This is a genomic window from Sorangium sp. So ce590 (assembly GCF_051521365.1).
Lineage (GTDB): Bacteria > Myxococcota_A > Polyangia > Polyangiales > Polyangiaceae > Sorangium.
The window spans coordinates 6,711,605-6,735,996 of the sequence record NZ_CP150346.1; the positions used below are offsets into that span (position 1 = coordinate 6,711,605).

A 24,392-nucleotide genomic window follows, 5' to 3' on the forward strand; every position below is an offset into this window, starting at 1 on the left:
CTGCGGCGCGCGTCGTTCAGTCCGAGAACGAGACCGTGAAGTTCTTCTCGGCGTCGACCCCGATCTGGAGCCGCTTGGGGAGCGCCCCCTCCGCCATCTTCTCCAGCACGGCGACCGAGAGCTGCGGCAGGAGCGACGCCCGGAGGATGTGATCGATGTTGCGCGCCCCCGTGTCGACCTCGGTGCAGCGCGCCGCGATCGTCTCGACGAGCGCGTCCGAGTACGACGCCTCGATCCGCTGGCTCTTGCGCAGGCGGTCGACGAGCGCGTCGAGCTTGAGCCGCGTGATCTCGCCGAGCGCGTCGGGCGAGATCGGCAGGTACGGCACCGTCGTCATGCGGGCGAGCAACGCCGGCTTGAAATGCGCGGAGAGCGTCGGCTTGATGGCCTCGACGATCTCCTTGATGAACCCGCCGTCCGCGTCGAGCTGCCGCGCCGGGTCCTCCTCGCGCGCCGCGATCGTCATGTTCGTGATCTTGTCGGTCGCGAGGTTGCTCGTCAGGATGATGACCGTGTTCTTGAAGTCGACGAGCCGCCCCTCGCCGTCGCTGAGCATGCCCTTGTCGAACACCTGGTAGAACAGGTTCAGCACGTCGGGATCGGCCTTCTCGACCTCGTCGAGGAGCACGACCGTGTAGGGCCGCTGGCGCACGGCCTCGGTGAGCATGCCGCCCTCGCCGTAGCCGACGTAGCCGGGGGGCGAGCCGATGAGCCGGGAGACGGTGTGCTTCTCCTGGAACTCGGACATGTTGATGACCGTCATCATCCGCTCGCCGCCGAACATGAGGTCGGCGATCCCGAGCGCGGTCTCCGTCTTGCCGACGCCGCTCGGCCCGACGAGCAGGAACACGCCCTGCGGCGTGCTCAGCGGCTTCAGGCCCGCCCGCGCGCTCCGGAGCTCCTTGGAGATGGTCACGATGCCGTTCGTCTGCCCCTTGATCCGCCGGGTCAGCCGGCCCTCCATCTCGAGGAGCGCCTTCACGTCGTCCTGGACCATCTTGCCGACGGGGATGCCCGTCCACGCCGCCACGACGCTCGCGACCATGGCCTCGTCGACGTCCGGCCGGATCAGCGGCACCTCGCCCTGGCTCTGCTTGAGCTCGTCGAGGGCCTTCACCACCTCGCGGCGCTCGGCGTCCCGCTCCTCGCTCGTCTTCGCCTCGTCCATCTTCTTGCGGGCGTCGATGACCCGCTGCGTGCCGGCCGTCTCCTTCGCGTAGGCGGCGCGCACCGTCTCGAGCTCGGTCTTCGCCTTGACGAGCCTGTCCTTCAGCTGGGCGACCCGCTCGCCGTCGACGTGCACGCCCTTGTCCCGGTCGCGCTCGAGCGCCGCGAGCTCGGCCTCGGTGTTCACGATGAGGATCTCGGCGTCCTCGACCGCGGCGGGGCGCTGCTGCAGCGCGACCTTCACCCGGGCCGAGCAGGTGTCGAGCAGGTCGACCGCCTTGTCCGGCAGCTGCCTGCCGGTCAGATAGCGCGCCGAGAGCCGCACGGCGGCGGTCACCGCCTCGTCCTGGATGACGACGTTGTGGGCCTGCTCGAACTTCGGCCGGAGCCCGCGGAGCATCACGACGGCCGCCGGCTCGCTCGGCTCGTCGACCTTGACGGGCTGGAAGCGCCGCTCCAGCGCCGCGTCCTTCTCGATGTACTTCTTGTATTCGCTCCACGTCGTGGCCGCGATCGTCCGGAGCTCGCCGCGGGCGAGCGCTGGCTTGAGCAGGTTGGCCGCGTCGCCGCCGCCCTGCTGGCCGCCCGCGCCGATCAGCGTGTGCGCCTCGTCGATGAAGAGGATGATCGGCTTCGACGACCCCTTCACCTCGGCGATCACCTGCTTCATCCGGTTCTCGAACTCGCCCTTCACGCCGGCGCCTGCCTGGAGCAGCCCCATGTCGAGCCCGAGGATGTCGACCCCTTGCAGGAGCGGCGGCACCTTCGGGTTCTCCGGCGTGCTCTCGACGATGAGCAGCGCGAGCCCCTCGACGAGCGCCGTCTTCCCGACGCCCGCGTCGCCGACGATGATCGGGTTATTCTTGCGCCGCCGCGCGAGGATGTCGATCACCTGCCGGATCTCCCGCTCGCGGCCGAAGATCGGATCGATCTGCCCCGCGCGCGCCTTCCCCGTGTAGTCGACGCAGAACTTCGCCAGGGCCGAGTCGGCTCCGGCGCTCGCCATCCCTGCCGGCAGCTTCCCCGCCCCGGGCGCGCCCGCGGACGCCGCGGCGGCCTCGGCCTCTTCCTTCGAGCCGGAGACGATCTTGGAGAGGTTGGTCTTGAGATCGTCTTTCGAGATGCCCTCGAGGTAAGCGCCGATGCCGCTCACCGAGTACCGGGTCGGCTGCTGGACGAGGCGCTGGAAGAGCACGCCGCTCCGCACCCGCTGGTAGCCGTACTCCATGGATCCGACGAGATACGCGTCCTGCATCCACTCGAGCATCGTCGGCGAGAGCACTGGCCTCCCGGCGTTGCCCTTCCTCAGCTCTTCCAGGCTGCGCTGGAGCGCGGCGCGGAGGTGCGACGGGTCGAGATCATAGTGGGATACGAGAAACGCGATGTCGGAGTTCGCGTCGTCGAGCAGCGCGAGGAGCAGGTGCTCGAGCGTGACCTCGTAGTGGCGCGCGTTGACACACTGGCCAATCGCCGCCTCGAGGGCAGAGGTGCAGTTCTTTGTGAGTCGCTTGACGATGGCCTTGGTGTCGACGAGCTGCATGCGAGGCATGCTAACCGAGGCGCGCCCTCGTCCGGAAGCGCCGTCGTCAGCCTCGCCCCTTGGGCTTCTTCGCCGCGGCCTCGGGGGCGCGGCCCTCGGCTCCGCCGGCCTCCCGCGCGAGCGGCTTGGCTCCGCCGCGGGCCGCCTCACCGCGCGGCGCCGCGCCACCCGATGCCGGCGCCGCGGCGTCTTGGGCCTTGTTGTCCGTTGCCTGCGCGACGAGCGCCTCGCTCGAGGCGATGCGGTCCACCATGTCGGGCCGTATTCGCAGCTTCAACAGGGCGCCGACGCGGAGCTTCTGGTCCGGATCGATCCTGTTATCTCGCGCGACATCCTCGACGTCTATGACGAATTGCCGCGCCACGCCGATCAGCGTATCGCCGGGCCCGACGCGGTAGAGCATCACCTCACGCGCAGGCCTCGCCGCCAGGCCGCGCGCGGGCTGCGATCGCGGCGGGGCGTACTGCGCGTCGTCGTCGGACGGGCCCTCCGCGTCGCCGTCGAGCGAGGCGACGGGGTCGCGCATCGAGCGCCGCTTGCTGATCCCGGGTCGGTCGTCGTCGTCCACCGTGTCCACCGCCCGCTTCCGCTTGGGCTTCGGGAGGAGCGAGAGCAGGCTCCCGTCCTCGCGGCCCCCCCGCCGCGGCCTGAAGTCGCGTCCGCCGAGCAGGTCGACCGGATCGAGGACCGACGCGTCGTCCGGGGCGAGCTGCTCCGCGGAGAGCATCGCGGGCAGGGCCGCCTGCGCCCGCGCGAGCGTATCGGGCGGGAGCATCACGATGAAGTCTCCCCGCCCCGGCGGCACGCGCTCACCGAGGATGTCGGGGTTCAGCGTCCGGAGCGTCGACGTCGCGACGCCCGCCGCCTTCGCCAGCGTCTTGAGCGGCGTCCCCGGGGGCGCCGCGATCTCGGCGGCGTCGACCGGCCGGTTCACCTCGACCTGATCGAACCCGAACCGCTCCAGGTTGTTCGCCACGATCGCCGCCGCCCCGATCTTCGGCACGTAGGCGGCCGTCTCCGAGGGGATCGCCTCCTGGCGTGCCAGCTCGTTGAAGTCGGACGTGCCGTACCGATCGATGCGGTCGAGCAGCTGCTCATAGCCCATGTTGTAGGCCGCGAGCGCGAGGTCCCAGCTGTTGAAGCGCATGTAGAGATCGCGCAGGTGGTGGGCCGCGGCCTGCGTGGCGAGGCGCGGGTTCTTCCGCTGGTCGAGGTGCCGCGTCTTCTGGAGCCCGTAGACCTCCCCGGTGGCGGGCATGAACTGCCAGAGCCCCACGGCGCCCGCCGGCGATTTCGCCCTCGGGTCGAAGCCGCTCTCGATCATGGCGACCCAGATGAGATCTTCCGGCAGCCGCCTGTCCCTGAGCTCGGCCTGGATCATCTCCTGGTACCGCCCGCTCCGCTTCAGCCACGTCTCGAACATGTGCCGCCCGCGGTCGGTGCGCGTGAAGAAGCGGACGTACTTGAGGGTGCGGCGCGACACGGCGAGCCGGAGGTCCGGCAGCTGCAGCTTCGAGAGCGCCTCGGCGCCGGCCGAGTCGAGGTCGTCCACGTCGTCGGAGGTGCGGCCCTCGGCGGAGAACGTGCGCGGCGGCTGCGAGAAGCTCGGCCGATCCAGCTCGCAGGCGGCGCCCTCCCGCGCCTCGCGCCCGGCGACGTCGCGCAGCCGGACGAGCTCCCGCGACTCCCCCCCAGGCGGCAGCGCCGGCGCGGCGAGCCCGCGCGCCGGCGGCGCGTACGGCCCCGGCGCGGCGGCCACCGGCACGGCGGCCAGGGCCGTGATCGGCGCCGCGGTCTGCGCTCCGCCCAGCTGGTAGGTCGACACCGCGGAATGGACCGACGAGATCGCCGCCTGGGGCGCCGCCATCCCGACCCCGTAGCCGAACGCCAGGGCCGAGACCATGGGAGGGATCTTATGGACGAGGCTCATGTGTGGTTTAAGGTCGCACCATGTAGGCAAACAGGTCAAGAAAGCGACCGGCCCGCTGGAGCCGTGCGCTGCGGGCTCTCGGGTGGACCGCGCATCGAGGGGCCACCTGGTGCGGATGGGGCGTCAGGCACTCCCGTGCGGCGGAGAGGGTCTGCTAGTCTGCCCCCATGCCGGCGGCGCTCTCGGCCCGCGTGTCCGACACCCAGGCCAACCAAAGCTTCGACGTTTCGTTCGAGCGCTTCCCTGTCCGGATCGGCAGGAACCAGCTGAACGACCTTCACATCGACCGGCCGTACATCTCCCAGTTCCATGCGGCGGTGGACGTCCGCGATCGCCGGATCCTCGTCCGCGACCTCGGCTCGACCAACGGGACGATGTTCGCCGGGCACCGGCTGGCGCGCGACACCTCGGTGGACGTGAGCAGCCAGCCGGAGATCACGATCGGCCCGATCCAGATCCGGCTCGCGATCATCGAGGCGCCGCTGAAGTCGGAGAGCCCGAACGACGGCACGCTGCTCGGCACGGGCGGCGAGAACCTCAACGCGCTGCTCAACCCGCAGAAGCGCGCCGCTCACGGCGGCGAGGACCCGTACCTGCGTCAGGTGGTCCCGTACCTGGAGGCGTACCGGACCGCGTGGGCGGCGGTCTACCGGATGATCTGGGATCACCTCGCGCGCCTCCCGCCCGACGCGCGCCAGAGCTACCTGCGCCGGCTGGGCGAGGAGCACCCGAGCGTCCTTGGGGAGCGGGACTTCCAGAAGATCGCCCAGTACTACGGCGTCGACTACCGCACGCTCGGCGAGCTGGCGCCGGCGAACGCCGCGTTCACGGCGCTCTCCGAGCTGGCGGGGGCCCTCGCGCCCGGCACGAAGGCGCCGGACGACGTGGCGGGCATCGTCAACTTCGCGCGGCGGCTCCGCGACACGATGGAGGTCTTCCTGAAGTGCTTCGTGAGCTTGCGCGACGGCTACCAGGAGTTCGAGGCCGAGGTGCTGGCCCGCGATCGCTCTGCGGAGACGGACAAGGTCGCGAACGCGCAGGACGCGAAGGAGCTCGGCACCGTCCTGCTCACGCCGGTCGGGGGTCCGGACGCCGCGCGGCACCTCCACGAGATCTTCGTCGACGTCATGAGCCACCAGCTCGCGCTCCTGAACGGCGTGATGGGGGGCGTGAGGTCGCTGCTCGTGAAGCTCGCGCCGAAGACGCTCGAAGAGAAGCTCGAGCGCGATGGCAAGAAAGGCGGGCTGTTCTCCAGCAAGTACGAGGAGCTCTGGAAGCTCTACGAGCGCCGCCACGGCGACTATTCGGGGGAGGACAAGGAGACGTTTCGGGAAATATTTGGCGAGCAGTTCTCTCGGGCGTACGCTGCGACCGCCGCAGAGGACGATGGGTCATCCGGCGAGTCGGGAGGCAGGAGCATCGTCCGCTTCCCCGTCTCTGGGAATCCGAACAAACGGTAGCGCCCCTCAACGGCTGGGCTTCGCGCGGTGCGCCGCGCATCGGGCTCGCCGATCTCCGCCGGTGGCGCGGCCGAACGCGAGGCGCGGTTCATGCGAATCAGGGAGAAAGTCGTAGCAGCAGGTTGTCTGGCGGTCGCCGCGTGCGTCCTCGCCCCGGGCGAGGCGGCCGCGCAGACGAGGGTCGAACGCGATAAAGGCTGGGCCACGGTCTCGGACGTGGGCCTCGTGCTGGGCTCCTCGGTCGTCTTCCTGATGCCGCGCGTTTATTACAGCGATCCGGAGTCCACGGTCGGCTGGAAGGGGCGCTGGCATTTCTCGGTCCTGGCGCCCGCCATGACGATGACCGCGCTGACGCTGCTCGTGGATCTGCCGATCAAGGACGCGATCGAGTCGACCCGCCCCGGCTGCGGGATCGAGGCGACGAAGACGGCCCTGGCCGACTCGGGCTGCGAGTCCTTCGGCGGCCCGTCGACGCACGCGTTCGCCTCGTGGGGGGCGACGGGCGCGGGCACCGGCATCTTCGTTGTCGACACGTTCCGTTACTCGTCTGGCCGCTTCAATGCCGGCGGCTTCATCGGCCATGTCGCCGTCCCCCTGACGGCCTCGGTCGTGACCACGATCGCCCGCGGCGTCGCCACGGACGGCACGCGGCCGCACGAGAACGCCGGTCAGATCGCGATCGGCGGCGTCACCGGCTTCCTGAGCGGCCTCGCCGTCGGCACCGCGTACGCGATGTTCCAGCCCCCGAACTGCGGTTACGGCAACGCGCTGTTCTGCTGGTAGCCACACGCTCGCCGGCGAGCGTCCCTCGCCGGCGAGCCCCCCGCCCGCCCCCTCTCCGGCCCCCCGGCGCTCCCCTCTCCGGCCGCCGCTGCAGCGCTAGTCCTGTCCGACGACGCGCTCCCAGAGCGGATCATTCGACGAGAAGATCGTATCCCGCTCCACCCGGAGGAAGCGCTGGAATTCGACACGGCGGAGCTCGCGGTCGCTGTCGCGGTTGCTGTCGTCGTACTTCACGATCTTCACGCGCACCTGCTCGAGCAGCTGGATGCCGTTCGGTTTGTAGGAGACGTCTGTGCGCAGCACGTAGCGCGCGTAGAGCCCGCGCTCCGTGACGGAGGGGACCACCGCGGTCCGCTCCAGGTCGACGGAGGCGGCCTCGATCAGCCGCCCCCGGCGCGCCAGGTAGAAGTGGGCCCGTTGCCGGCAGTCGTCGGGATCCGGGCAGCTCTTCGTCTCGGCGACGACGAGGTTGTCGTTGCCGAGGCGTACCGGGGACAGCTTCGTCCCCTTCGCGGGCGCGCGAAAGCTGCCGACACCATAGACGTCCGCCCGGTCGCCCGATGCGCGCACGAGCGCGACGAGGCCGCCCTCGTCGCCGTTCTCGAACGTGAGGACACGCACCCAGATGGCGCGCAGCCCTTCCGGCCCGGAGCGGACCTCGACCTCGTCCGGGTCGAGCTTGCGTGGCCAGCCGGACCTGGAGATGCCGCCGCGCAGCGTCTCGTTGGCGAATACGTAGTGGCCGGTGCAGTCGACGTCGGTCGGCCCGAGCCCGCGCTCCTCGCTGTAGCCGGGGACGACGACCCCCAGCCACTGGTCGGGATCGAGGGTTCGGACGGCCGCCTTGTCGCCAGCCGCGCGCCGCGCGGGCGGGAGCTGGGTCGTGCATACCGGAATCGGGTTCTGCTTGCGTGTCTGCAGCTCACCGTGCGGCTGCTCGGGGTACGATCCGCAGCCCGCGAGGGTGGCGGCGAGCCCCAGGCCGACGACGTAGCCGAAACGAACGATGCTCACGCGTCCTTCGTACCATGCAAGGCCTCGCCGAGGCGAGTTCGCGACCTAACGCTCTGGCCGGCCCCGTTGGCCGGCCAGCCCGGTTGGCCGGCCAGCACGTTGGCCGGCCAGGCCACCTCGTTCTCCATGTCGGCGGTCTTGCTCACGCCGGGATCGAGCCGCCGGGCCGCGCATCGTCACGTCGCCCACAACATCCACAACGCGCATGACACACCTGCGCCGCCTTATCGAAGCGATGGCCGATGGCCCGGCGACGGAATATTGCGCACCTCAGGAACTGAGGTGCGGGACCGGAAGACGGACCAGAAAGCCCGCGCTGCCCTGGGACACAAAAGTCTTGACGCTCCCATATAGGGAGTTACCTTCTGGGCTCCCTGCGATGAACAGGGATAGAGATACGGTGAGAGTCTTATCTCTAGGCATCTAGACTCCTACTCCCGACGGGACGAACCGTCTGCCAGCGCGCAATGGGGCGTAGACTGAGCCCAGGCGGCGAGACCTCGAAGGAAGAGGCATTTGATCATGGCGTTGCAAGCTCATCTCAAGTTGAAGGGTGTTACTCAGGGCGCCATCGACGGCTCGGTCACCCAGAAGGGTCGCGAGAAGACCATCGCAATCATCGCGGTGCAGCACACGGTCGTGAGCCCGCGTGACCCGGCGACCGGGATGCCCAGCGGGAAGCGCCAGCACAAGCCCTTCGTGATCACGAAGGAGCTCGACAAGGCAACCCCCCTTATTTACAACGCCCTGGTCAACAACGAGAGCATCTCGGAGTGGGAGCTCAAGTTCTACACGCCGGGCACCGCGGCGTCGAAGAACGTCGGCAAGGAGCAGAACCACTACACGGTCAGGCTCACGAACGCGACGGTCGCCAGCGTGGACTTCCACATGGAGAACACCCGCCGCCCCGACGCCAGGGAGATCCCCGAGTACGAGAAGGTCTCCTTCACGTACCAGAAGATCGAGTGGTCGTACGACGACGGCGACGGCGCCCGCCAGGCGGACGACGACTGGGAGTCGCCGAACCAGTAGCCCCTAGCTCCTAGCTTCGGGTCTCGTCGCGCCGGGCGGCCTTCGGGTCGCCCGGTCGCGTTTGTCGTCCTGGAGTCGAGCTGGCCGGGAAGTCGCTCGAATTCAGGCATGGCGATACTGCGTCCTACGATCAGAATGTTGGCATGCCCCTCAACGCCTACCTCAGACTCGTCGGCGAAAGACAGGGCGAAGTCAGGGGTTCCGTCACCCAGAAGGGGCGAGAAGGTAGCATTCTGGTCACCGAGGTATTCCACTCGCTGGTGGGACCTCGCGACCCGGTGACCGGGCGCCCGACCGGCAAGCGGATGCACAAGCCCTTCATCGTCACGAAGGACCTCGATCGATCGACCCCGCTCCTCCTCAGCATGCTCAGCCACAACGAGGGCATCCCCCGCTGGGAGCTCCAGTTCTACCGGTCGGCAGCGATCGGCGTCGAGAAGCCGGTCTTCACGGTCCAGCTCACGAACGCGAACATCTCGAGCATCCAGTTCCACATGCTCAACGTGAGGAACCCGTCGCTAGCGCGCGTGCCCGAGCAGGAGGAGGTCGCGTTCACGTACCAGAAGGTCCTCTGGCTCTGGAACGACGGGGGCATCTCGGCGGCGGACGACTGGCTCACCCCGCGCTGAAACACCGGACTTCCGCTCGAGGCGCGAGCTGAGCTACGATCCGCCCCGTGGCCGGCGCATCGCTCCTTACCCGAATCATGCACGCGGCCGACCCGCACTCGACGGAGCGGCACACCTACCGGGATCACGACCTCGAGTCGGCCATCCTGACGCACCTCGGGCACATGCTGAACACCCGCCAGGGCAGCTCGCTGACCTGCCCGGACTACGGCCTGATGGAGGTGTCCGAGGTGCTGCACGAGTTCCCCGAGGCGATCGGCCTGGTGCAGCGCTCGCTCAAGAACTGCATCCAGGCCTACGAGCCGCGGCTGAAGAACGTCCAGGTCCGGCACCTGCGCAGCGACTCGCTGCTGCAGTCGATGGTCCTCGAGTTCGAGATCACCGCGCAGATCCAGTTCCCCGACGGCCGGCGCCAGGCGCTCCGGCTCGGCGCTGCGGTCGACCAGAGCGGCAACGTCCGGATGACGTAGCTTCTGTCCTGCGGCCGGGCTCACGGCGGTTGACATGCTTCGGCCCCGGCGGTCGACTGGCGGTGGCGAGAGGATGTTCAACAAGTACTACCAGGACGAGCTCACCTACCTGAGGGATCTGGGGCGGGAGTTCGCCGCCGCCTACCCCGGGATCGCGCCCATGCTCGCCGAGCGCGGCGGCGACCCCGACGTCGAGCGCCTGCTCGAGGGCGTCGCCTTCCTGACGGGCAAGATCCGCCAGAAGCTCGACGACGAGCTCCCCGAGGTGATCCACTCGGTCGCGTCGCTGCTCTTTCCGCACTACCTCCGTCAGATCCCGGCCACCTCGATCATCGAGTTCACGCCGCTCCCGAACGTCGTGCGCGAGAAGCTCGTCGTGGCCCGGCACGCGGAGGTCGGGTCGGTGCCGGTCGACGGCGTCTCGTGCCGGTTCCGCACGACCCAGGACGTCGAGCTCGTCCCGCTCGCGGTGGAGGACGTGCGCGTCGACACGGGCGCGCAGCTCGCGCAGACGCTCCGCATCGAGCTCCGCCTCACCGGCGGGGCCGCGCTCTCGGGCCTGTCGCTCTCCTCGCTCCGCTTCTACATCCACGGCGAGCGCAGGCTCCAGGACGACCTCCGCCTCTGGGTCGGCGCGCACGTCGATACCGTCGCGCTCGCCGCGGTGGACGCCGCCGGTCGCGACACGACGATCGCGTCGCTCCCGGCGCGCGCCGTGCGGCTCACCGGCTTCACCGATGAGGAGGCGCTGATCCCGTACCCGAAGACGGTCTACCCGGGCTTCCGGCTCCTGCAGGAGTTCTTCACGCTCCCGCAGAAGTTCGCGTTCTTCGAGGTGACCGGCCTCCAGGCGCTCTCGACGGAGCGGATCTCCGACAGGTTCGCGATCCTGCTGCAGTTCAAGGACGGGCTCCCGCCGGGGACCCGGGTCGGCAGGGAGAACCTCCGGCTGTTCTGCTCGCCGGTCGTGAACCTGTTCGAGCACACGAGCGATCCGATCAAGCCCGAGGCCACAAAGCACGAGTACCTCTGCCGCCCGGCGGGCGCGACGCCCGCGGCCTTCGAGATCCACAGCATCGACAAGGTCGTCGGGATCGCCAGGCGCACGAGCCAGCGCGTCGAGATCCCCTCGTTCTTCAGCTTCCAGCACGAGCTCGATCCGGAGGCCGCCGCGCGGACGATCTTCTACCAGGCGCACCTCCGCCCGGCCGCGATCGGCGACGGGATCGACATGTACCTGTCGTTCGGCTCCCCGCAGGACGCGGGGGCGCTCCCCGAGTTCGACGTGATCAGCATCGAGGCGACGAGCACGAACCGCCGCCTGCCGGCGCAGCTGAAGCTCGGCGATCTGCGCGTGCCGACGGCGACCTCCCCCGCGGTCGCGAGCTTCACCAACCTCACCGGCGTCACCGCGCCGCTCCCGCCGCCGATCGGGCGCGAGCTGCAGTGGCGCGTGCTGGCCCACATGGCGATGAGCTACCGCTCGATCACCGAGCTCGAGGTGCTCCGGGCGACCGTCGATCTCTACAATTTCCAGGCGATCGTCGACCGCCAGGCCGCGCGCGCGAGCCAGCTCCGCCTGGCCGCGATCAAGTCGATCCGGGTGCGGCCGACCGATCGGCTGTACCGAGGCGCGCCGGTCCGCGGCGTCGCGGTCGACATCGAGCTCGACGAGGGCGGGTTCGTCGGCGAGGGGGAGATGTACCTGTTCGCGAGCATCCTGAACGAGATCCTCGGGTCCTACGTCTCGTTGAACTCGTTCACGCAGCTGACGGTCACCGGCACGAACACACGCGTGGTGCACAAATGGGACCCGAAGAGCGGCAGCCTGACGCTGATCTGAGGGCAGCGCCGAGGGGCGCCGCGACCGCCGACCCCGTCGCGCTGGCGACGCTGCGGGGCTTCGCGGAGGCCGCGCCGCGCTTCTCGTACTACCGCCTCGTCTACCTGCTCGAGCGGCTCTTCCCCGCCGCGCCGCCGGTGGGCCAGCTCGGGCCCGTGCAGGACGAGCGCATCCGGCTGCGCGGCGACCCGTCCCTCATCTTCGCGTCGAGCGACGTGAGCGAGCTCGCGGTGGTCAAGTCCCCGGACGCGATCCAGCGGGCGCGCGTCTCGACCACGTTCCTCGGCCTGTACGGCTCGGTGTCGCCGCTGCCGGCGTACTTCATCGAGCAGATCGCGCTGGCCGACTACCAGGGCGGGCCGCAGCCGATCCGCGAGCTCCTCGACGTCTTCCACCACCGGCTCCTGTCGCTGCTCTACCGCGCCTGGACCAAGTACCGGCTGCCCGTCACGTACCGCAAGCAGGGCGCCGATCCGTTCTCGCGCCGGATGCTCTGCGCGGTCGGGCTCGACGGGTTCCGCGACTACGGGACCCCGCTCGATCGCTTCTTCTTCCTCCGCTACGCGCCGATCCTCGCCTCGAAGTCGCGCTCGGCGCGGAACCTCGAGACGGTGCTGTCCGAGATGCTCGGGCAGATCGACGTGCGGATCGAGCAGTTCGTCGGCCACTGGACGAAGATCGAGAAGCCGTTCAGGAACAAGCTCGGCGTGATGAACCATCAGCTCGGCGAGAGCCTGACCCTGGGGCGCTACGTGTTCGACGGCTCCGGCCGCTACAAGGTCGTGCTCGGCCCGGTCGGCTACGACGAGTACCTCTCGTTCTTGCCCGGCGGCCGGCGTCAGGAGCTCGTCCGCGGCATCATCGAGACGTTCACGCCGGGCATCCACGACGTGATGCTCGAGATCCACGTGGACACGGAGGAGGCGCCCCGGTTCCAGCTCGGCTCACCGCGCGCCGCGACGCTCAAGCGCACCGCGTGGATCGGAGGATCTGCGGCGGAGCGGCTCGTGATCACGATCCCCCTCGACGACAAGCACCTCGCCGGCGGCGACGATGAGGACGATGAGGATCGGGGCGAGCCCCCGCCGATGTGAGCGAGGCGGGCGGCGCCGCGGCGGCCTCTCGGGATCGAGGCGGGTGGCGACGGCCCTGGCGCGGCGGGCGCCGGTCAGGGCGCGGCGGGCGCTCAGTACACCGTGAGGCTCTGCAGCGCGGCCGTGATCTCGTCGGCGTTCGCGTCGATGTTCTCGTGGTGCACGATCTGCACGAGCAGGACGCGGCGCGAGCTCCGGACGAGGATCTCGTGGGCGAAGGCCTCGGAGACGGGCTTCGAGGGGATCTTCGCCTTGACGAGGTAGCTGCGCCCCTGCGTGTTCGCGGTCGCCACGGGCGCGCGGCCGGAGAGGATCTCCGCGCCTTGCTCGTCGAGGTCGGCCTCGTAGCGCTTGAGCACGTCGGGCCACGGGTCCTCGGGGCTGTCGATGCGCTCGTAGATCGAGAACAGGAACTGGCGCGGCGACTGGTACGTGATGAAGCGGCGCTCGGGCGTGTAGTCGGCGCCGCCGACGTTCCAGTCCATCGGGCGGCTGATGCGGACGTCGCCGTTCATGAGGCCCACGCCGATCCGGCGCGGCACCCGCTCGGTGGCCGGGGCGTCGAGCGGCGGGAAATGCACCTCGAAGCTCGACTCCTTGCTCAGGAGCCCGCTGGCGCCGTGGAGATAGAAGACATCGTCCTGCCTGGGGGCGGTGGGCGACCCGCCGCAGCCGGCGAGCAGCGCGATCGCGGCCGCGGCGGCGCAGGCCGCTCCGGCGCGCCCAGCTGCGGCCGCGGGCCGACGCCGGGCGCGGAGGGCGGAGACGTGCGCGAGCATCGGCATTCCGAGGTGCCTCATCGGGCCAACTCTAGGCCAGCGGGGGCGCGCCAGCCAAATGTTCGCAGAGGAGTTTGCCCTCGGGGCGTCCGGCATTGAATGATTGCCCGGCCCGGGCAGCGCTGCGCCCACCGATCGAGGCGGTGCCCCAGGTGCCGCGAGAGAGCCATGTCGAACGAAAGCAAACCGAGCCGCAAGGGCGCGTCCGCCGGAGCACCGGCGGCGAGCGCGCCGAGCCCCCCCTGCAGCATGAGCCCCGACCGCGGGCGTCCGGCGCCGAGCCGCCGCAGGCCCCGACGCCCCGCGCTCGCGGCGACCTTCGCGCTTGCGCTGGGGGCCCCGGCGTGCAGCGGCATCGACGCCGGCGTGGCGTACCCGAACGACCTGCCCGAGGTCGATCGCTACCTCTTGACGCCCGAGAACGGCCCCGAGCCGCCGCTCGCGCTGGGCGAGTTCAAGGTCGGCCCCGAGACGTGCAAGGGCGTCGACACGCACCCGGTCACGCAGAAGCTCGCGCCCGATGACCTCAGCCGCTTCCTGTCGGCCCAGGGCGCCGGGAGCATCGCCCCGAAGCAGGCGAGGTCGAACCTGTACTGGTTCGATTTCCCCGCGAGCGACAAGTCGTTCGTCCGGCTGCGGCTCGCGGTGCTCGAGGACGCGAAGCACGCGACGCAGGATCTCCACGACGCGGTGTTGCAGCACGGGCCGGGCTGGTGGGGCGTCCGCCGCTCGAACCTCGCCGTGCTCGCGCCGAAGGCCAGCCTGCGGGAGGCGATGGCGTTCGCCATCAAGTACAAGCTCGTCTGCTGGGGGGTGTTCACGTACGCGGGCAACGACGACGCGTACGTGGTCCCCGGGCCCTACACCGAGCTGTGAGCCGAGCCGGCCGCGCGCGGCCAGTCGGGTCGACCTCTGCGAAGCTGGCCCACGTGCGGGGAGAACGCGTAGACTGCGCCCATGCGCCGTCACGTCTTGCTCGCCGCCGCCGCCGTCGCTCCGATCCTCGCCGTGACCGCAGCCGTCTCTGTGCCAGGTTGCGGCGAGGAGTTCGAGAACGTCTGCGCGTTTCTCAAGGATCCGGACAGTTGTTACCGGACGTTCCACGTCGAGACCGACGCCCGGTGCGCGGTGCCGCGCGAGGGGGACGCGCCGACAGGCAGATTCGCCAGCCGGGAGACTCTCGACGTCTGCTTCCTGACCAGCGGCGGTCAGGTCGTCTTCGATCCGCCGCTCGATCTCGCGGCGTTCCCTCCGAAGAGCCTCACGTTCAAGCGCCTCGACGCCCAGGCGCAGGAATGTGGCTCATTCACGTTCTCGGGGGACTTCAACTATTCGGTCTCGATTGCCTGCAACCAGGACGACGTGGACGCCGGCATCGCGAGCTGCCCTGACGCCGGTCCCGCGGAGGACGGAACGGTCGCGGTGCGCGGGACGGTAGCCGCCACGACACCTGAGGGCCGCGACACGCTCGACGTGAGCTGCGCAGACGGCACGTCACACCACTTCAATCGGATCGACGCCGAAAGGAAGTGCCCGGAATACGCGCAGCTGCTTCCGAGGGCAGTGCTCAGGACGAGCCTGGGCAACCAACCGCCTCCGAACGCCGGCCCGGCGGCCCCAGACGGCTTTGAGGGCTTCATCTCCTTCAGCGTCCATTACCCGCCGCGCGGTGCTACCCCGAATGCCGAGGGGGAGCTTGACGCGGACACCGCGGCTGAGGTGGTGGAGTATTTCTACTGCGAGTTCCCGCCACCTCCGGCGCTCTGCTTCAACGGCATCAAGGACGGCCCGGAGACGGACATCGACTGTGGCGGAACGCTCTGCGAAGGGCGGTGCGGTGATGGCCAGGCGTGCGTCGACGAAAGTGACTGCGCCGAGGAGCTGGAGTGCCGCCTCGTGGACGGCTTCTCCAAGTGCAAGGCCCCGGAGCCGGAGGACGGCGGCGCGGGCGGCGCAGGCGGCGCGGGCGGCGCAGGCGGCGCAGGCGGCGCGGGCGGACAGTAAGCTCCGCAGGACCGGGACCTGTCACGCAGCGTCCCGCCCGCCTGAGCTCACGCCACCAGCACCTTCACCACGAACGTCGTGCTCCCGAGCCGCAGCCTGTCGTTGTCGCGCAGCTGCCGGCGCTCGCCCTGCCCGAGGCGCTGCTCGTTGACGAAGGTGCCGTTGCGCGAGCCGTCGTCCTCGATGAAGACCTGGCCCGTCGTCGGGTCCGCATGGACCGACGCGTGCCGCGACGAGGCGCTCGCGTCGGCGAGCCCGATCTCCGTCGCCGGATCCGCCCCGGCGCGCCCTACCTGAGTGCGGCCGCTGTAGATCGGCCAGAAGCTGCCCCCAGGGTCGTTCTGGAACGTCACGATGAAGCCCACGAGCACGCGCGACGGCTGCGCCGTGAGCGGCTGCACCACGCCCGGCACCGCCCCCTGAACGATCGGCGGCGCGACGATCGCCGGCGCCCTGCCCTGCGCCGCCGCAGGCACCCCGCCCTGCATCAGCGGCGGCGCGACCCCTCCGCCCTGCACCATCGGCGGCGGCGCGACCAGCCCCGGCGTCCCCGCCGGCACGGCCGCAGGCACCCCGCCCTGCACCATCGGCGGCGGCGCGACCGCTCCGCCCTGCACCATCGGCGGCGGCGCGACCAGCCCCGGCGTCCCCGCCGGCACGACCATCGGCGGAGGCGCGACCCTCTGCGGAGGCGCGCCGAACATGGGCGACGGCGATCCGGCCTGCTGCCCCATCGCGCCGCCCAGGGCAGCGCCGGGCACCATGCCCTGGATCGGCGACCCGAGCGGCGGCTGGGCGGGCGTGACGCCCGGCGCGTTCATCGGAGGAGACGCGGGTTGCGACGTGAGCCCCGCCGACGGTGCCGCTCGCGCCCAGGGAGAGACAGGGAAGGCAGCGTCCGCGCCGCTCGAAAAGGGGACGCCGCCTCCCGGCGACGCAGACGCCGGGTGACCGCCGCCCATCCCGACCTGCGGAGGCGGAGGCGGATAGGCACCCTGCCCGCCGCCCATCGCGCCGTAACCCGGGGATACCGGCGGCGCCGCGCCGCCGTAGCCGGAGCCGACCGGCTGGCCCGGATAGCCCGGCGGGCCGGGCGGAGCATAGGCGCCAGCCCCCCCTTGCATCGGCGGCGGCGACGCAACCGCGGAAACTGAAGGCGCTGCGCCGGCCACGCTCGCGCCGCACATCGTGCACGCAGCGTCGGTCTCCTTGAGCATCCACGCGCAGTTCGGACACGGCCTCATGCGGTGACGAGGCTACCGATTCGCTTGACTTCCGTCGAGACGAAAGGCCGACGGCGGAAGCGTGGCGGCCCGCCGCCGCGCGCCCCTCATGACGAAAAAGGCGCCGCGCGTTCAAGCCGCGCGGCGCCCTGGAGACAGATCGCTCAGCGATCGATCCGTGGATCAGTTGCTGGCGATCGAGCTCTTATCCGACTTCTCGAGCTCCTTCTTCTCACCGTCCTTCGACTCCTCGGTCACGGGCGCGGGCTCGGGCAGCCGCTCGAGCGCGGCCTCCAGGACCTGCTCCATCCGGCTGACGAAGAAGAACTGCAGCTCGTCCACGACCTCCTTCGGGACCTCCTCGAGATCCGCCCGGTTGCGCTCGGGGACGATGATGCGCTTGATGCCGGCGCGGTGCGCCGCCAGCACCTTCTCCTTCAGGCCGCCGATCGGGAGCACCCGACCGCGGAGCGTGATCTCGCCCGTCATCGCGACGTCGTGGCGGACCTTGATCCCGGTGAGGAGCGAGACGAGCGCGGTGAACATCGTCACGCCCGCGCTCGGCCCGTCCTTGGGCATCGCGCCGGCGGGGATGTGGATGTGCAGGTCGCTCTTCTCCAGGAAGTCCTTCGCGATGCTGAACCTCGACGCGTTGCTGCGCACGAAGGACAGCGCCGCCTGCGCGGACTCCTTCATCACGTCGCCGAGCTGGCCGGTCAGCTGGAGCTTGCCCGTGCCGTACATCCGCGTCGCCTCGATGAAGAGGATCTCGCCGCCGACGCTCGTCCACGCGAGGCCCGTCGCGACGCCGCTCTCGGCGGTGCGCTCGGCGACCTCGCTCGTGTACTTGGCCGCGCCGAGGAACTCGTGCAGGTCGTCCTCGTTGTCGACGCGCCGCTTCTGCGTGTCGCCCTCCGCGACCTTCACCGCCACGCCGCGGATGACGCCCGCGATCTGCCGCTCGAGCGAGCGGACGCCGGCCTCGCGCGTGTAGTGATCGATGATCTCCTCCAGCGCCTTGTCGGTGACCTCGAGCTGCTCGGTCGTGAGCCCGTGCTCGGACAGCTGCTTCGGGAGCAGGTGCTGCCGCGCGATCGCGAGCTTCTCCTTCCGCGTGTAGCCGGGGATCTCCAGGATCTCCATGCGGTCGCGGAGGGGCGGCGGGATCGGATCGGCCACGTTCGCGGTCGCGACGAACATCACGTGCGACAGGTCGTACGGGATCTCCAGGTAGTGATCCGCGAACGTGTTGTTCTGCTCCGGGTCGAGCACCTCGAGCAGCGCCGCCGAGGGGTCGCCCCGGAAGTCGTGCCCGATCTTGTCGACCTCATCCATCATGAAGACCGGGTTGATCATCCCCGACTTCTTCATGCCCTGGATGATCTGGCCCGGGAGCGCGCCGACGTAGGTCCGCCGGTGGCCGCGGATCGCCGCCTCGTCGTGCACGCCGCCGAGCGAGACGCGGTGGAACTTGCGGCCGAGGGCGCGCGCGATGCTCCTGCCGAGCGACGTCTTGCCGACGCCGGGCGGCCCGAGCAGGCAGAGGATCGGGCCCTTCTTGTCCTGCTTCAGCTTCCGGACCGCGAGGTACTCGAGGATGCGCTTCTTGACCTTCTCCAGGCCGTAGTGATCCTCGTCGAGCACCTTGCGGACGCTCCCGATGTCGAGGTTGTCCTGCGTCGACTGCGTCCAGGGCACGTCGAGGATCCAGTCGAGGTACGTCCGCACCACGGTGTACTCGGCCGACCCGACCTGCATCGTCCGCAGCCGCTTCAGCTGCTTCTTCGCGACGGTCTCCGCCTCGGTCGGCAGGTTCGCCTTCGCGATGCGATCCTCGAGCCCGTCGAGGTCGCCTTGATCGCCGTCGTCCTCGCCGAGCTCCTCCTTGATGGCCTTGAGCTGCTGGCGGAGCACGTACTCGCGCTGGTTCTTGCCCATCTCCTCCTTGATCTGGGAGTTGATGCGCTCGCGCATCTTCAGGATCTCCAGCTGCCGCGTGAGCAGCCGGAGCACCTTGCGGATGCGCTCCTTGACGTCGATCGTCTCGATGAGCTGCGCCTTCTCCTCGACCGGCGCGTCGAGGTTCGCCGCGACGAGATCGGCGAGCGCCCCGGGCGCCTGGATCGAGTCGATGAGCGAGCCCGCCTCGCGCGGGAGCTCGGGCATCAGCTGGATGACCTGCTTCGCGATGTCGCGCAGGCTCATCGCGAGCGCCTCCGCCTCGACGTCCTCCGTCACCGGCTCGTCCATGCGGCGGATCTTGGCGCGCAGGTACGGCGCGTGGGCCGTGACGGTGTCGAGCCGGATCCTCGTGAGGCCTTGCAGGATCAGCGAGTAGTTGCCGGAGCTGTGCTTGAGCGCCTTCAGCACGCGCGCGGCGCAGCCCACCGGGTAGAGGTCCTCGGCGCCGGGATCGTCGGTCGACGGATCGCGCTGGGCAAAGATCGCGATGACCGGTCCGGGGAGGTTGTCGACATCCTCGACCAGCGCGACCGACTTCTCGCGGCCGACATCGAAGGGCGCAACGGCGCCCGGGAACAGGACCGCATTGCGGATCGGCAGGACCGGCAGCTCGTCGCCGAAGACGACCTCTTCGTCGGAGCGCGGCGGCATCGGCGGGTTCTTTTTCTCGGACATGGCGATCTCCTCTAGGCACCCGACCGGGGGAGGTAAATCCCTTGATCAACCTGCGGCCGGTCCGCGCGGTCGACGCGTGCCCCGGTCATCCTGGCTTGCATCCAGACGGATGCGGATGGTGCGACGCGGAGCCCTGCTGGCAGCTCTGTTGGAAGACAGCCCGCGAGGCTACTGGAGCTCACCATAGACACGGCGCATGCCGCATGCCACAGCCCTGGCCATTTTTTTGAATGAGGTTACTCTGCGGGTCAGCTCCGACCTGCAGCGCTCGCCTGTCAGGCGACATGACGGCGCGGCGCAGCGTCCCCCGCGGTGGAGGAGAGGCAGCAGCGCCAGCCTCGCCCTCGCGCCGCCGAGTCGCGCCGCCTCCGGCCTGGCCGCGGCGGCGACCGGCGCGGAGCGACACCGGAGCCCTCGCTGAACGATGATCGATCCCCTGCTCGGCCTCGGCGCCCTCGCGCTCGCGATGCTCAGCCTGCCAGCGGCGCCGTCCCTCGATCCAGGGCCCAGCCCGGCGTGCCCGGCGGACATGCGGCTCGTCACCGGCACCCACCATGACGACGTCCAGCACGTCTGCGTCGAGCCGGTCAAGAACGGCAAGGCCACCCACTGCTTCGCGTACTGGGAGGGCATCACCGCGGAGGAGGGGCCGACCACCGAGATCTCGACGTGCATGGACCAGTTCGAGGCGCCGAACCAGCGGGGGGCGAAGCCGCTCGTCATGCAGTCGTTCGAGATGGCGACCGCGTGGTGCGCGGCGCGCGGCAAGCGGGTGTGCGCCGAGCAGGAGTGGGAGCTCGCGTGCGAGGGCCCCGAGCGGCGCCCCCTCGTCTACGGCTGGCGCGTGGACAGGGCGGTCTGCAACAGCGGCAAGGCGTGGCGGCCGGTCGACGAGCGGAAGCTCGGCGCCTCCGGCGAGGTGGCGCGGCGCGAGGTGGAGCGGCTCTGGCAGGGCGCCCCGAGCGGCTCGTACCCCGGGTGCGCTTCGTCCTTCGGCGTCTTCGACATGATGGGCAACGTCGAGGAGTGGGTCGCCTCGCGCCGCGGCCGCCGGTGGTCGGGCGCGCTCATGGGCGGCTTCTGGGCCAAGCCCTGGACAGGCTGCCGCGGGACGAACGACGCGCACGATCCGAAGTTCGTGTTCTACGAGACCGGCTTCCGCTGCTGCGCCGATCCGCGCGGCGCGGCGGCGCGCGCGGGGTCGGACGAGCGCAGCGGGCCGCCGGCGCCTCCGCCCTGAGCCCGCCGCGGCGGAGCTCGCGGCGACCGCAGGAGGAAGAACGAAGAAGGCGCCGTGCCGGGGCGCAGCTCCTGCTAGAGCTAGCGCGTGCGCGCGCTCTTCTTCGGTACCCCCGCCATCGCCGTGCCCTCGCTCGAGGCGCTCGCGTCGATCGCGGACGTCGTCGGCGTCGTCTGCCAGCCGGACCGGCCAGCCGGCCGCGGGCTCGAGCTGAAGGCGCCGCCGGTGAAGGTGAAGGCGAGCGAGCTCGGTCTGCCGGTCGTGCAGCCCGAGAAGATCCGCACGCCCGAGTTCGCCGCGTGGGTGAAGGACGCCGCGGCGGACGTCGCGCTCGTGATCGCCTACGGGCGCATCCTGCCGAAGGCGGTGCTCGAGGCGCCGCGGCGCGGCTGCATGAACCTGCACGCGTCGATCCTGCCGCGCTACCGCGGCGCGGCGCCGATCACCTGGGCGATCGCCGGGGGCGAGGCCGAGACGGGCATCTCGCTGATGCAGATGGACGAGGGCATGGACACAGGCCCGGTCTTCACGATCCACCCGACGCCGATCGGCCCCGACACGACCGCCGACGAGCTCGCGATCGAGCTCGGGGCGCTCGCCGCGCGCGTCGTGCGCGAGGACCTCCGCCGCGCGGTGGGCGGCGAGCTCGTGGCGACGCCGCAGGACCACGGGGCGGCGACGCACGCGCCGCTCCTGAAGAAGGAGGATGGGCGCGTCCGGTGGGATCGGAGCGCCCGGCAGATCCACGACCACATCCGGGGGATGACCTCGTGGCCGGGCGCCTTCACGACCCTCGAGGGCAAGACGCTCAAGGTGCTCGCTGCGCGCGTGGAGAGCGAGACCGACAGCGGCGGGGCGCCGCCGGGCACCGTGGTGATGGCGGGCCGCAGCGTCGTGATCGTCGCCTGCGGCGGAGGCGCGATCCAGATCCTGCGGGCGCAGGCCGAGGGGCGGAAGCCGCTCGCGGCGGCGGACCTCGTCGCCGGGCGGACGCTGCAGACCGGGATGGTGCTCGGCCGCTGAGCGGCGCGCGGCCCGACGCCGGCGCTACGGCCCGACCGGGTGCCAGATCGTCTTCATCTCGATGAACCGCTCGATCCAGCGGGGAGACGTCGTCGCCGCATCGTCGAACCACTCCGCCTCGCCGAGCGAGCGGGCGCGCACCCGCTTGACGCTCGCCGCGGCCGCCTCCTCGAGGCGCTTCGCCAGGGCCGCGTCCACGCCGTGCAGATCGAGCGCGGCGACCTCCATGTGCGCGGCGAGGTGCGGCAGCACCTCCGCGAGCTGGCCGGTGAGGAGGTTGACGACGCCGCCCGGGAGGTCGCTCGTGGCGAGCGCCTCGCCGAGGACGAGGGCGGTGCGCGGATCCGCCTCGCTGGCGAGCACGACGCAGGTGTTTCCGGCGGTGATCACCGGCAGGAGAGCGCCCGCGAGGCCGAGGAGCGCCGGGCGCGGCGGCGCCGCGATGACGACGACCCCCATCGGCTCGGGCACCGTGAAGGTGAAGTGCGGGCCGGACACGGGGTTCAGGCTCGAGAAGAGGCTCTGGTACTTGTCGGCCCAGCCCGCGTAGGCGACCGCGCGATCGATCGCCGACACGACCTCGCGCTCCGCGGCGCCGGCGTCGCGACCGCCGCGCTCGAGCGAGGCCGCGAGCTCCGCGCGCCGCGCCTCGAGCATCTCGGCGAGGCGGTAGAGGATCTGCCCGCGGTTGTACGCCGAGCGCGACGACCAGCCGCCGAGCGCGCCGGCCGCCGCGAGCACCGCGTCGCGCCCGTCCTTGCGCGAGGCGCGCGGGATGTTCTCGACCGCGCCCGCGCCGCTGTGATCGCGCACCTGCGTGTACCTCCCGGACTCCGAGCGCACGAACGCGCCGCCCACGAACATCTTGTACGCCTTGCGCACGCCGACGCGCGCGCGCGCCTCGTCGCCGCCGCTGTCCTGGTCTCCGGGCGCCATCAGTCCACCTCGAGGTAGGCGAGCAGCCCCTGGCGCCCGCCCTCGCGGCCGAAGCCGCTCTCCTTGTAGCCGCCGAACGGGGAGCTGGGGTCGAACTTGTTGAAGGTGTTCGCCCAGACGACGCCGGCGCGGAGGCGCTGCGCGACCCAGAAGCTCTTCGAGCCCTTGCTGGTCCAGACGCCGGCCGACAGCCCGTACATCGTGTTGTTCGCCTTCTCGATCGCCTCCTCGGGCGTGCGGAAGGTCAGGATCGAGAGCACCGGGCCGAAGATCTCCTCGCGCGCGATCCGGTGCGACTGCGCGACGCCCGTGAAGAGCGTCGGCGCGAACCAGTAGCCGCGCTGCGGGAGCGCGCAGCTCACCGAGAAGCGCGCGGCCCCCTCGCGCTCCCCCGCCGCCACGAGCTCCTGGATCTTCTCGAGCTGCGCCCGCGAGTTGATGGCGCCGACGTCCGTGTTCTTGTCGAGCGGATCGCCGACGCGCAGGGTCGCCATGCGCTCGCGCAGCTTGAGGAGGAGTGCGTCGTGGACGCTCTCCTCGACGAGGAGGCGCGAGCCCGCGCAGCAGACGTGGCCCTGGTTGAAGAAGATGCCGCCGATGATCCCCTCGACCGCCTGATCGAGCGGCGCGTCCTCGAACACGATGTTCGCGGCCTTGCCGCCGAGCTCGAGCGTCAGCCGCTTGCCGGTGCCGGCGAGCGCGCGCTGGATGCGCTTGCCGACCTCGGTCGAGCCGGTGAAGGCGACCTTGTCGACGCCGGGGTGGCCGACGACCGCCGCGCCCGTCGCGCCCGCGCCCGTGACGACGTTGACGACGCCGGGCGGCAGGTCCGCCTCCTCGATGATCTTCGCGAGGAGCAGCGACGTGAGCGGCGTCGTCTCGGCGGGCTTGAGGACGCACGTGTTGCCCGCGGCGAGCGCCGGGGCGAGCTTCCACGCCGCCATGAGGAGCGGGAAGTTCCACGGGATCACCTGGCCCGCGACGCCGAGCGGCCGCGGGTCGCGCCCCGGGAAGGCGTGATCGAGCTTGTCGGCCCAGCCCGCGTAGTAGAAGAAGTGCGCGGCCGCGAGCGGGAGATCGACGTCGCGGGACTCCTTGATGGGCTTGCCGCCGTCGAGCGACTCGACGACGGCGAGCTCGCGCGACTTCTCCTGGAGGGCCCGGGCGATGCGGTAGATGTACTTGCCGCGCTCGAGCGGGCGCAGGCGCGACCAGTGCCTCTCGTACGCGACCCGGGCCGCCTGCACGGCGAGGTCGACGTCCCGCTCGGAGGCCTCGGCGAACTCGCAGAGCTTCTCCTCGGTCGACGGGCTGATGCTGTCGAGGTAGCGGCCCGACGCCGGGGCGCGCCACGCGCCGCCGATGAAGAGGTCGTACCGCGGCGCGATCTTCACGTGATCGCGCCCCTCGGGCGCCGGCGCGTAGCGCCACGCGTCGCCGAACACGACGGCCGCGTCGGCGGCCGTGTCGCGCGCCGCGCTCGGTTGCCGGGGCGAGCCCCCGTCGCCGCCTGCCGCGGCGGTGCCCTTGTCGCTCATGCGGCGCACTTTACGCCGGCGGCGCCGGGTTGAACATGCGAGCGCGCCGG

At 70.7% G+C, this 24,392-nt stretch carries 20 protein-coding genes; 11 read left to right on the forward strand and 9 right to left on the reverse strand.

Annotated elements, in window-relative coordinates; genetic code table 11:
• Window positions 1-16: 16 nt before the first annotated feature.
• Entirely contained in the window at window positions 17-2,716 is a 2,700-nt protein-coding gene (tssH, locus tag WMF28_RS24975; protein WP_437595804.1) for a type VI secretion system ATPase TssH, read from the reverse strand.
• A gap of 37 nt (window positions 2,717-2,753) precedes the next feature.
• Entirely contained in the window at window positions 2,754-4,610 is a 1,857-nt protein-coding gene (locus WMF28_RS24980; protein ID WP_437595805.1) for a transglycosylase SLT domain-containing protein, read from the reverse strand.
• 194 nt (window positions 4,611-4,804) lie between these two features.
• Between WMF28_RS24980 and WMF28_RS24985 the strand changes: the two genes are divergently transcribed.
• Window positions 4,805-6,097 carry a type VI secretion system-associated FHA domain protein gene (locus tag WMF28_RS24985; protein WP_437595806.1) on the forward strand — a complete coding sequence of 431 codons (1,293 nt, stop codon included), beginning with the start codon at window positions 4,805-4,807 and terminating at the stop codon, window positions 6,095-6,097.
• 90 nt (window positions 6,098-6,187) lie between these two features.
• Complete coding sequence (locus WMF28_RS24990) at window positions 6,188-6,880, forward strand: hypothetical protein (RefSeq protein WP_437595807.1); 693 nt, start codon at window positions 6,188-6,190, stop codon at window positions 6,878-6,880.
• A gap of 96 nt (window positions 6,881-6,976) precedes the next feature.
• Here the strand turns inward: WMF28_RS24990 and WMF28_RS24995 are convergent, their stop codons facing one another.
• A complete protein-coding gene (locus tag WMF28_RS24995) occupies window positions 6,977-7,894 on the reverse strand; it encodes a hypothetical protein (protein ID WP_437595808.1) in 918 nt (305 codons plus the stop codon).
• A complete protein-coding gene (locus WMF28_RS25000) occupies window positions 7,891-8,040 on the reverse strand; it encodes a hypothetical protein (RefSeq protein WP_437595809.1) in 150 nt (49 codons plus the stop codon). Before WMF28_RS25000 ends, WMF28_RS24995 begins: the two co-directional genes overlap by 4 nt.
• Window positions 8,041-8,416: 376 nt before the next feature.
• On the opposite strand from WMF28_RS25000, the gene WMF28_RS25005 reads away from it, so the two are divergent.
• The 5 genes from WMF28_RS25005 (at window position 8,417) to tssG (ending at window position 12,962) form a co-directional block, all read left to right on the forward strand.
• The gene (locus WMF28_RS25005) at window positions 8,417-8,926 is read left to right on the forward strand and encodes an Hcp family type VI secretion system effector (RefSeq protein WP_437595810.1); all 510 of its coding nucleotides are present in this window, start codon (window positions 8,417-8,419) and stop codon (window positions 8,924-8,926) included.
• Window positions 8,927-9,069: 143 nt separating this feature from the next.
• Window positions 9,070-9,555, forward strand: coding sequence for a type VI secretion system tube protein TssD (gene tssD / locus WMF28_RS25010; RefSeq protein ID WP_437595812.1), 486 nt, complete (start codon window positions 9,070-9,072; stop codon window positions 9,553-9,555).
• 47 nt (window positions 9,556-9,602) lie between these two features.
• Window positions 9,603-10,025 (forward strand): type VI secretion system baseplate subunit TssE, encoded by a 423-nt coding sequence (tssE, locus tag WMF28_RS25015; RefSeq protein ID WP_437595813.1) that lies wholly within the window; start codon window positions 9,603-9,605, stop codon window positions 10,023-10,025.
• A gap of 34 nt (window positions 10,026-10,059) precedes the next feature.
• Complete coding sequence (tssF, locus tag WMF28_RS25020) at window positions 10,060-11,868, forward strand: type VI secretion system baseplate subunit TssF (RefSeq protein WP_437595814.1); 1,809 nt, start codon at window positions 10,060-10,062, stop codon at window positions 11,866-11,868.
• Entirely contained in the window at window positions 11,832-12,962 is a 1,131-nt protein-coding gene (gene tssG, locus WMF28_RS25025) for a type VI secretion system baseplate subunit TssG (protein ID WP_437595815.1), read from the forward strand. The genes tssF and tssG overlap by 37 nt, the downstream gene beginning before the upstream one ends.
• 92 nt (window positions 12,963-13,054) lie before the next feature.
• On the opposite strand, the gene WMF28_RS25030 is transcribed toward tssG, so the two are convergent.
• On the reverse strand, window positions 13,055-13,762 hold the full coding sequence (locus WMF28_RS25030) for a hypothetical protein (RefSeq protein WP_437595816.1): 708 nt from the start codon (window positions 13,760-13,762) through the stop codon (window positions 13,055-13,057).
• Between the two features lie 147 nt (window positions 13,763-13,909).
• Between WMF28_RS25030 and WMF28_RS25035 the strand changes: the two genes are divergently transcribed.
• Window positions 13,910-14,617 carry a hypothetical protein gene (locus WMF28_RS25035; RefSeq protein ID WP_437595817.1) on the forward strand — a complete coding sequence of 236 codons (708 nt, stop codon included), beginning with the start codon at window positions 13,910-13,912 and terminating at the stop codon, window positions 14,615-14,617.
• A gap of 81 nt (window positions 14,618-14,698) precedes the next feature.
• Window positions 14,699-15,745, forward strand: coding sequence for a hypothetical protein (locus WMF28_RS25040; RefSeq protein ID WP_437595818.1), 1,047 nt, complete (start codon window positions 14,699-14,701; stop codon window positions 15,743-15,745).
• Between the two features lie 47 nt (window positions 15,746-15,792).
• Here the strand turns inward: WMF28_RS25040 and WMF28_RS25045 are convergent, their stop codons facing one another.
• Both WMF28_RS25045 and lon read right to left on the reverse strand, forming a co-directional pair.
• Window positions 15,793-16,989, reverse strand: a complete 1,197-nt coding sequence (locus tag WMF28_RS25045; RefSeq protein ID WP_437595819.1) for an FHA domain-containing protein — start codon at window positions 16,987-16,989, stop codon at window positions 15,793-15,795.
• Between the two features lie 162 nt (window positions 16,990-17,151).
• Window positions 17,152-19,605, reverse strand: coding sequence for an endopeptidase La (gene lon / locus WMF28_RS25050; protein ID WP_437595820.1), 2,454 nt, complete (start codon window positions 19,603-19,605; stop codon window positions 17,152-17,154).
• 424 nt (window positions 19,606-20,029) lie between these two features.
• On the opposite strand from lon, the gene WMF28_RS25055 reads away from it, so the two are divergent.
• A complete protein-coding gene (locus WMF28_RS25055; RefSeq protein WP_437595821.1) occupies window positions 20,030-20,845 on the forward strand; it encodes a formylglycine-generating enzyme family protein in 816 nt (271 codons plus the stop codon).
• Between the two features lie 87 nt (window positions 20,846-20,932).
• The gene (gene fmt, locus WMF28_RS25060; protein WP_437595822.1) at window positions 20,933-21,868 is read left to right on the forward strand and encodes a methionyl-tRNA formyltransferase; all 936 of its coding nucleotides are present in this window, start codon (window positions 20,933-20,935) and stop codon (window positions 21,866-21,868) included.
• Window positions 21,869-21,892: 24 nt separating this feature from the next.
• On the opposite strand, the gene WMF28_RS25065 is transcribed toward fmt, so the two are convergent.
• Together WMF28_RS25065 and WMF28_RS25070 are read right to left on the reverse strand one after the other, a co-directional pair.
• On the reverse strand, window positions 21,893-22,804 hold the full coding sequence (locus tag WMF28_RS25065; protein ID WP_437595823.1) for an aldehyde dehydrogenase family protein: 912 nt from the start codon (window positions 22,802-22,804) through the stop codon (window positions 21,893-21,895).
• Window positions 22,804-24,342, reverse strand: a complete 1,539-nt coding sequence (locus WMF28_RS25070) for an aldehyde dehydrogenase family protein (RefSeq protein WP_437595824.1) — start codon at window positions 24,340-24,342, stop codon at window positions 22,804-22,806. The genes WMF28_RS25065 and WMF28_RS25070 overlap by 1 nt, the downstream gene beginning before the upstream one ends.
• Window positions 24,343-24,392: the final 50 nt, after the last annotated feature.

Coding starts and splice junctions, on each gene's coding strand:
- WMF28_RS25005 (WP_437595810.1), top strand. CDS start 8,417: ATGGCGTTGCAAGCTCATCTCAAGTTGAAGGGTGTTACTCAGGGCGCC.
- WMF28_RS25070 (WP_437595824.1), bottom strand. CDS start 24,342: ATGAGCGACAAGGGCACCGCCGCGGCAGGCGGCGACGGGGGCTCGCCC.
- WMF28_RS25040 (WP_437595818.1), top strand. CDS start 14,699: ATGCGCCGTCACGTCTTGCTCGCCGCCGCCGCCGTCGCTCCGATCCTC.
- WMF28_RS24990 (WP_437595807.1), top strand. CDS start 6,188: ATGCGAATCAGGGAGAAAGTCGTAGCAGCAGGTTGTCTGGCGGTCGCC.
- WMF28_RS24980 (WP_437595805.1), bottom strand. CDS start 4,610: ATGGTCTCGGCCCTGGCGTTCGGCTACGGGGTCGGGATGGCGGCGCCC.
- tssH (WP_437595804.1), bottom strand. CDS start 2,716: ATGCCTCGCATGCAGCTCGTCGACACCAAGGCCATCGTCAAGCGACTC.
- WMF28_RS25065 (WP_437595823.1), bottom strand. CDS start 22,804: ATGGCGCCCGGAGACCAGGACAGCGGCGGCGACGAGGCGCGCGCGCGC.
- tssD (WP_437595812.1), top strand. CDS start 9,070: ATGCCCCTCAACGCCTACCTCAGACTCGTCGGCGAAAGACAGGGCGAA.
- WMF28_RS25045 (WP_437595819.1), bottom strand. CDS start 16,989: ATGAGGCCGTGTCCGAACTGCGCGTGGATGCTCAAGGAGACCGACGCT.
- WMF28_RS25055 (WP_437595821.1), top strand. CDS start 20,030: ATGATCGATCCCCTGCTCGGCCTCGGCGCCCTCGCGCTCGCGATGCTC.
- tssG (WP_437595815.1), top strand. CDS start 11,832: ATGGGACCCGAAGAGCGGCAGCCTGACGCTGATCTGAGGGCAGCGCCG.
- tssF (WP_437595814.1), top strand. CDS start 10,060: ATGCTTCGGCCCCGGCGGTCGACTGGCGGTGGCGAGAGGATGTTCAAC.
- lon (WP_437595820.1), bottom strand. CDS start 19,605: ATGTCCGAGAAAAAGAACCCGCCGATGCCGCCGCGCTCCGACGAAGAG.
- WMF28_RS25035 (WP_437595817.1), top strand. CDS start 13,910: ATGTCGAACGAAAGCAAACCGAGCCGCAAGGGCGCGTCCGCCGGAGCA.
- WMF28_RS24985 (WP_437595806.1), top strand. CDS start 4,805: ATGCCGGCGGCGCTCTCGGCCCGCGTGTCCGACACCCAGGCCAACCAA.
- WMF28_RS25030 (WP_437595816.1), bottom strand. CDS start 13,762: ATGAGGCACCTCGGAATGCCGATGCTCGCGCACGTCTCCGCCCTCCGC.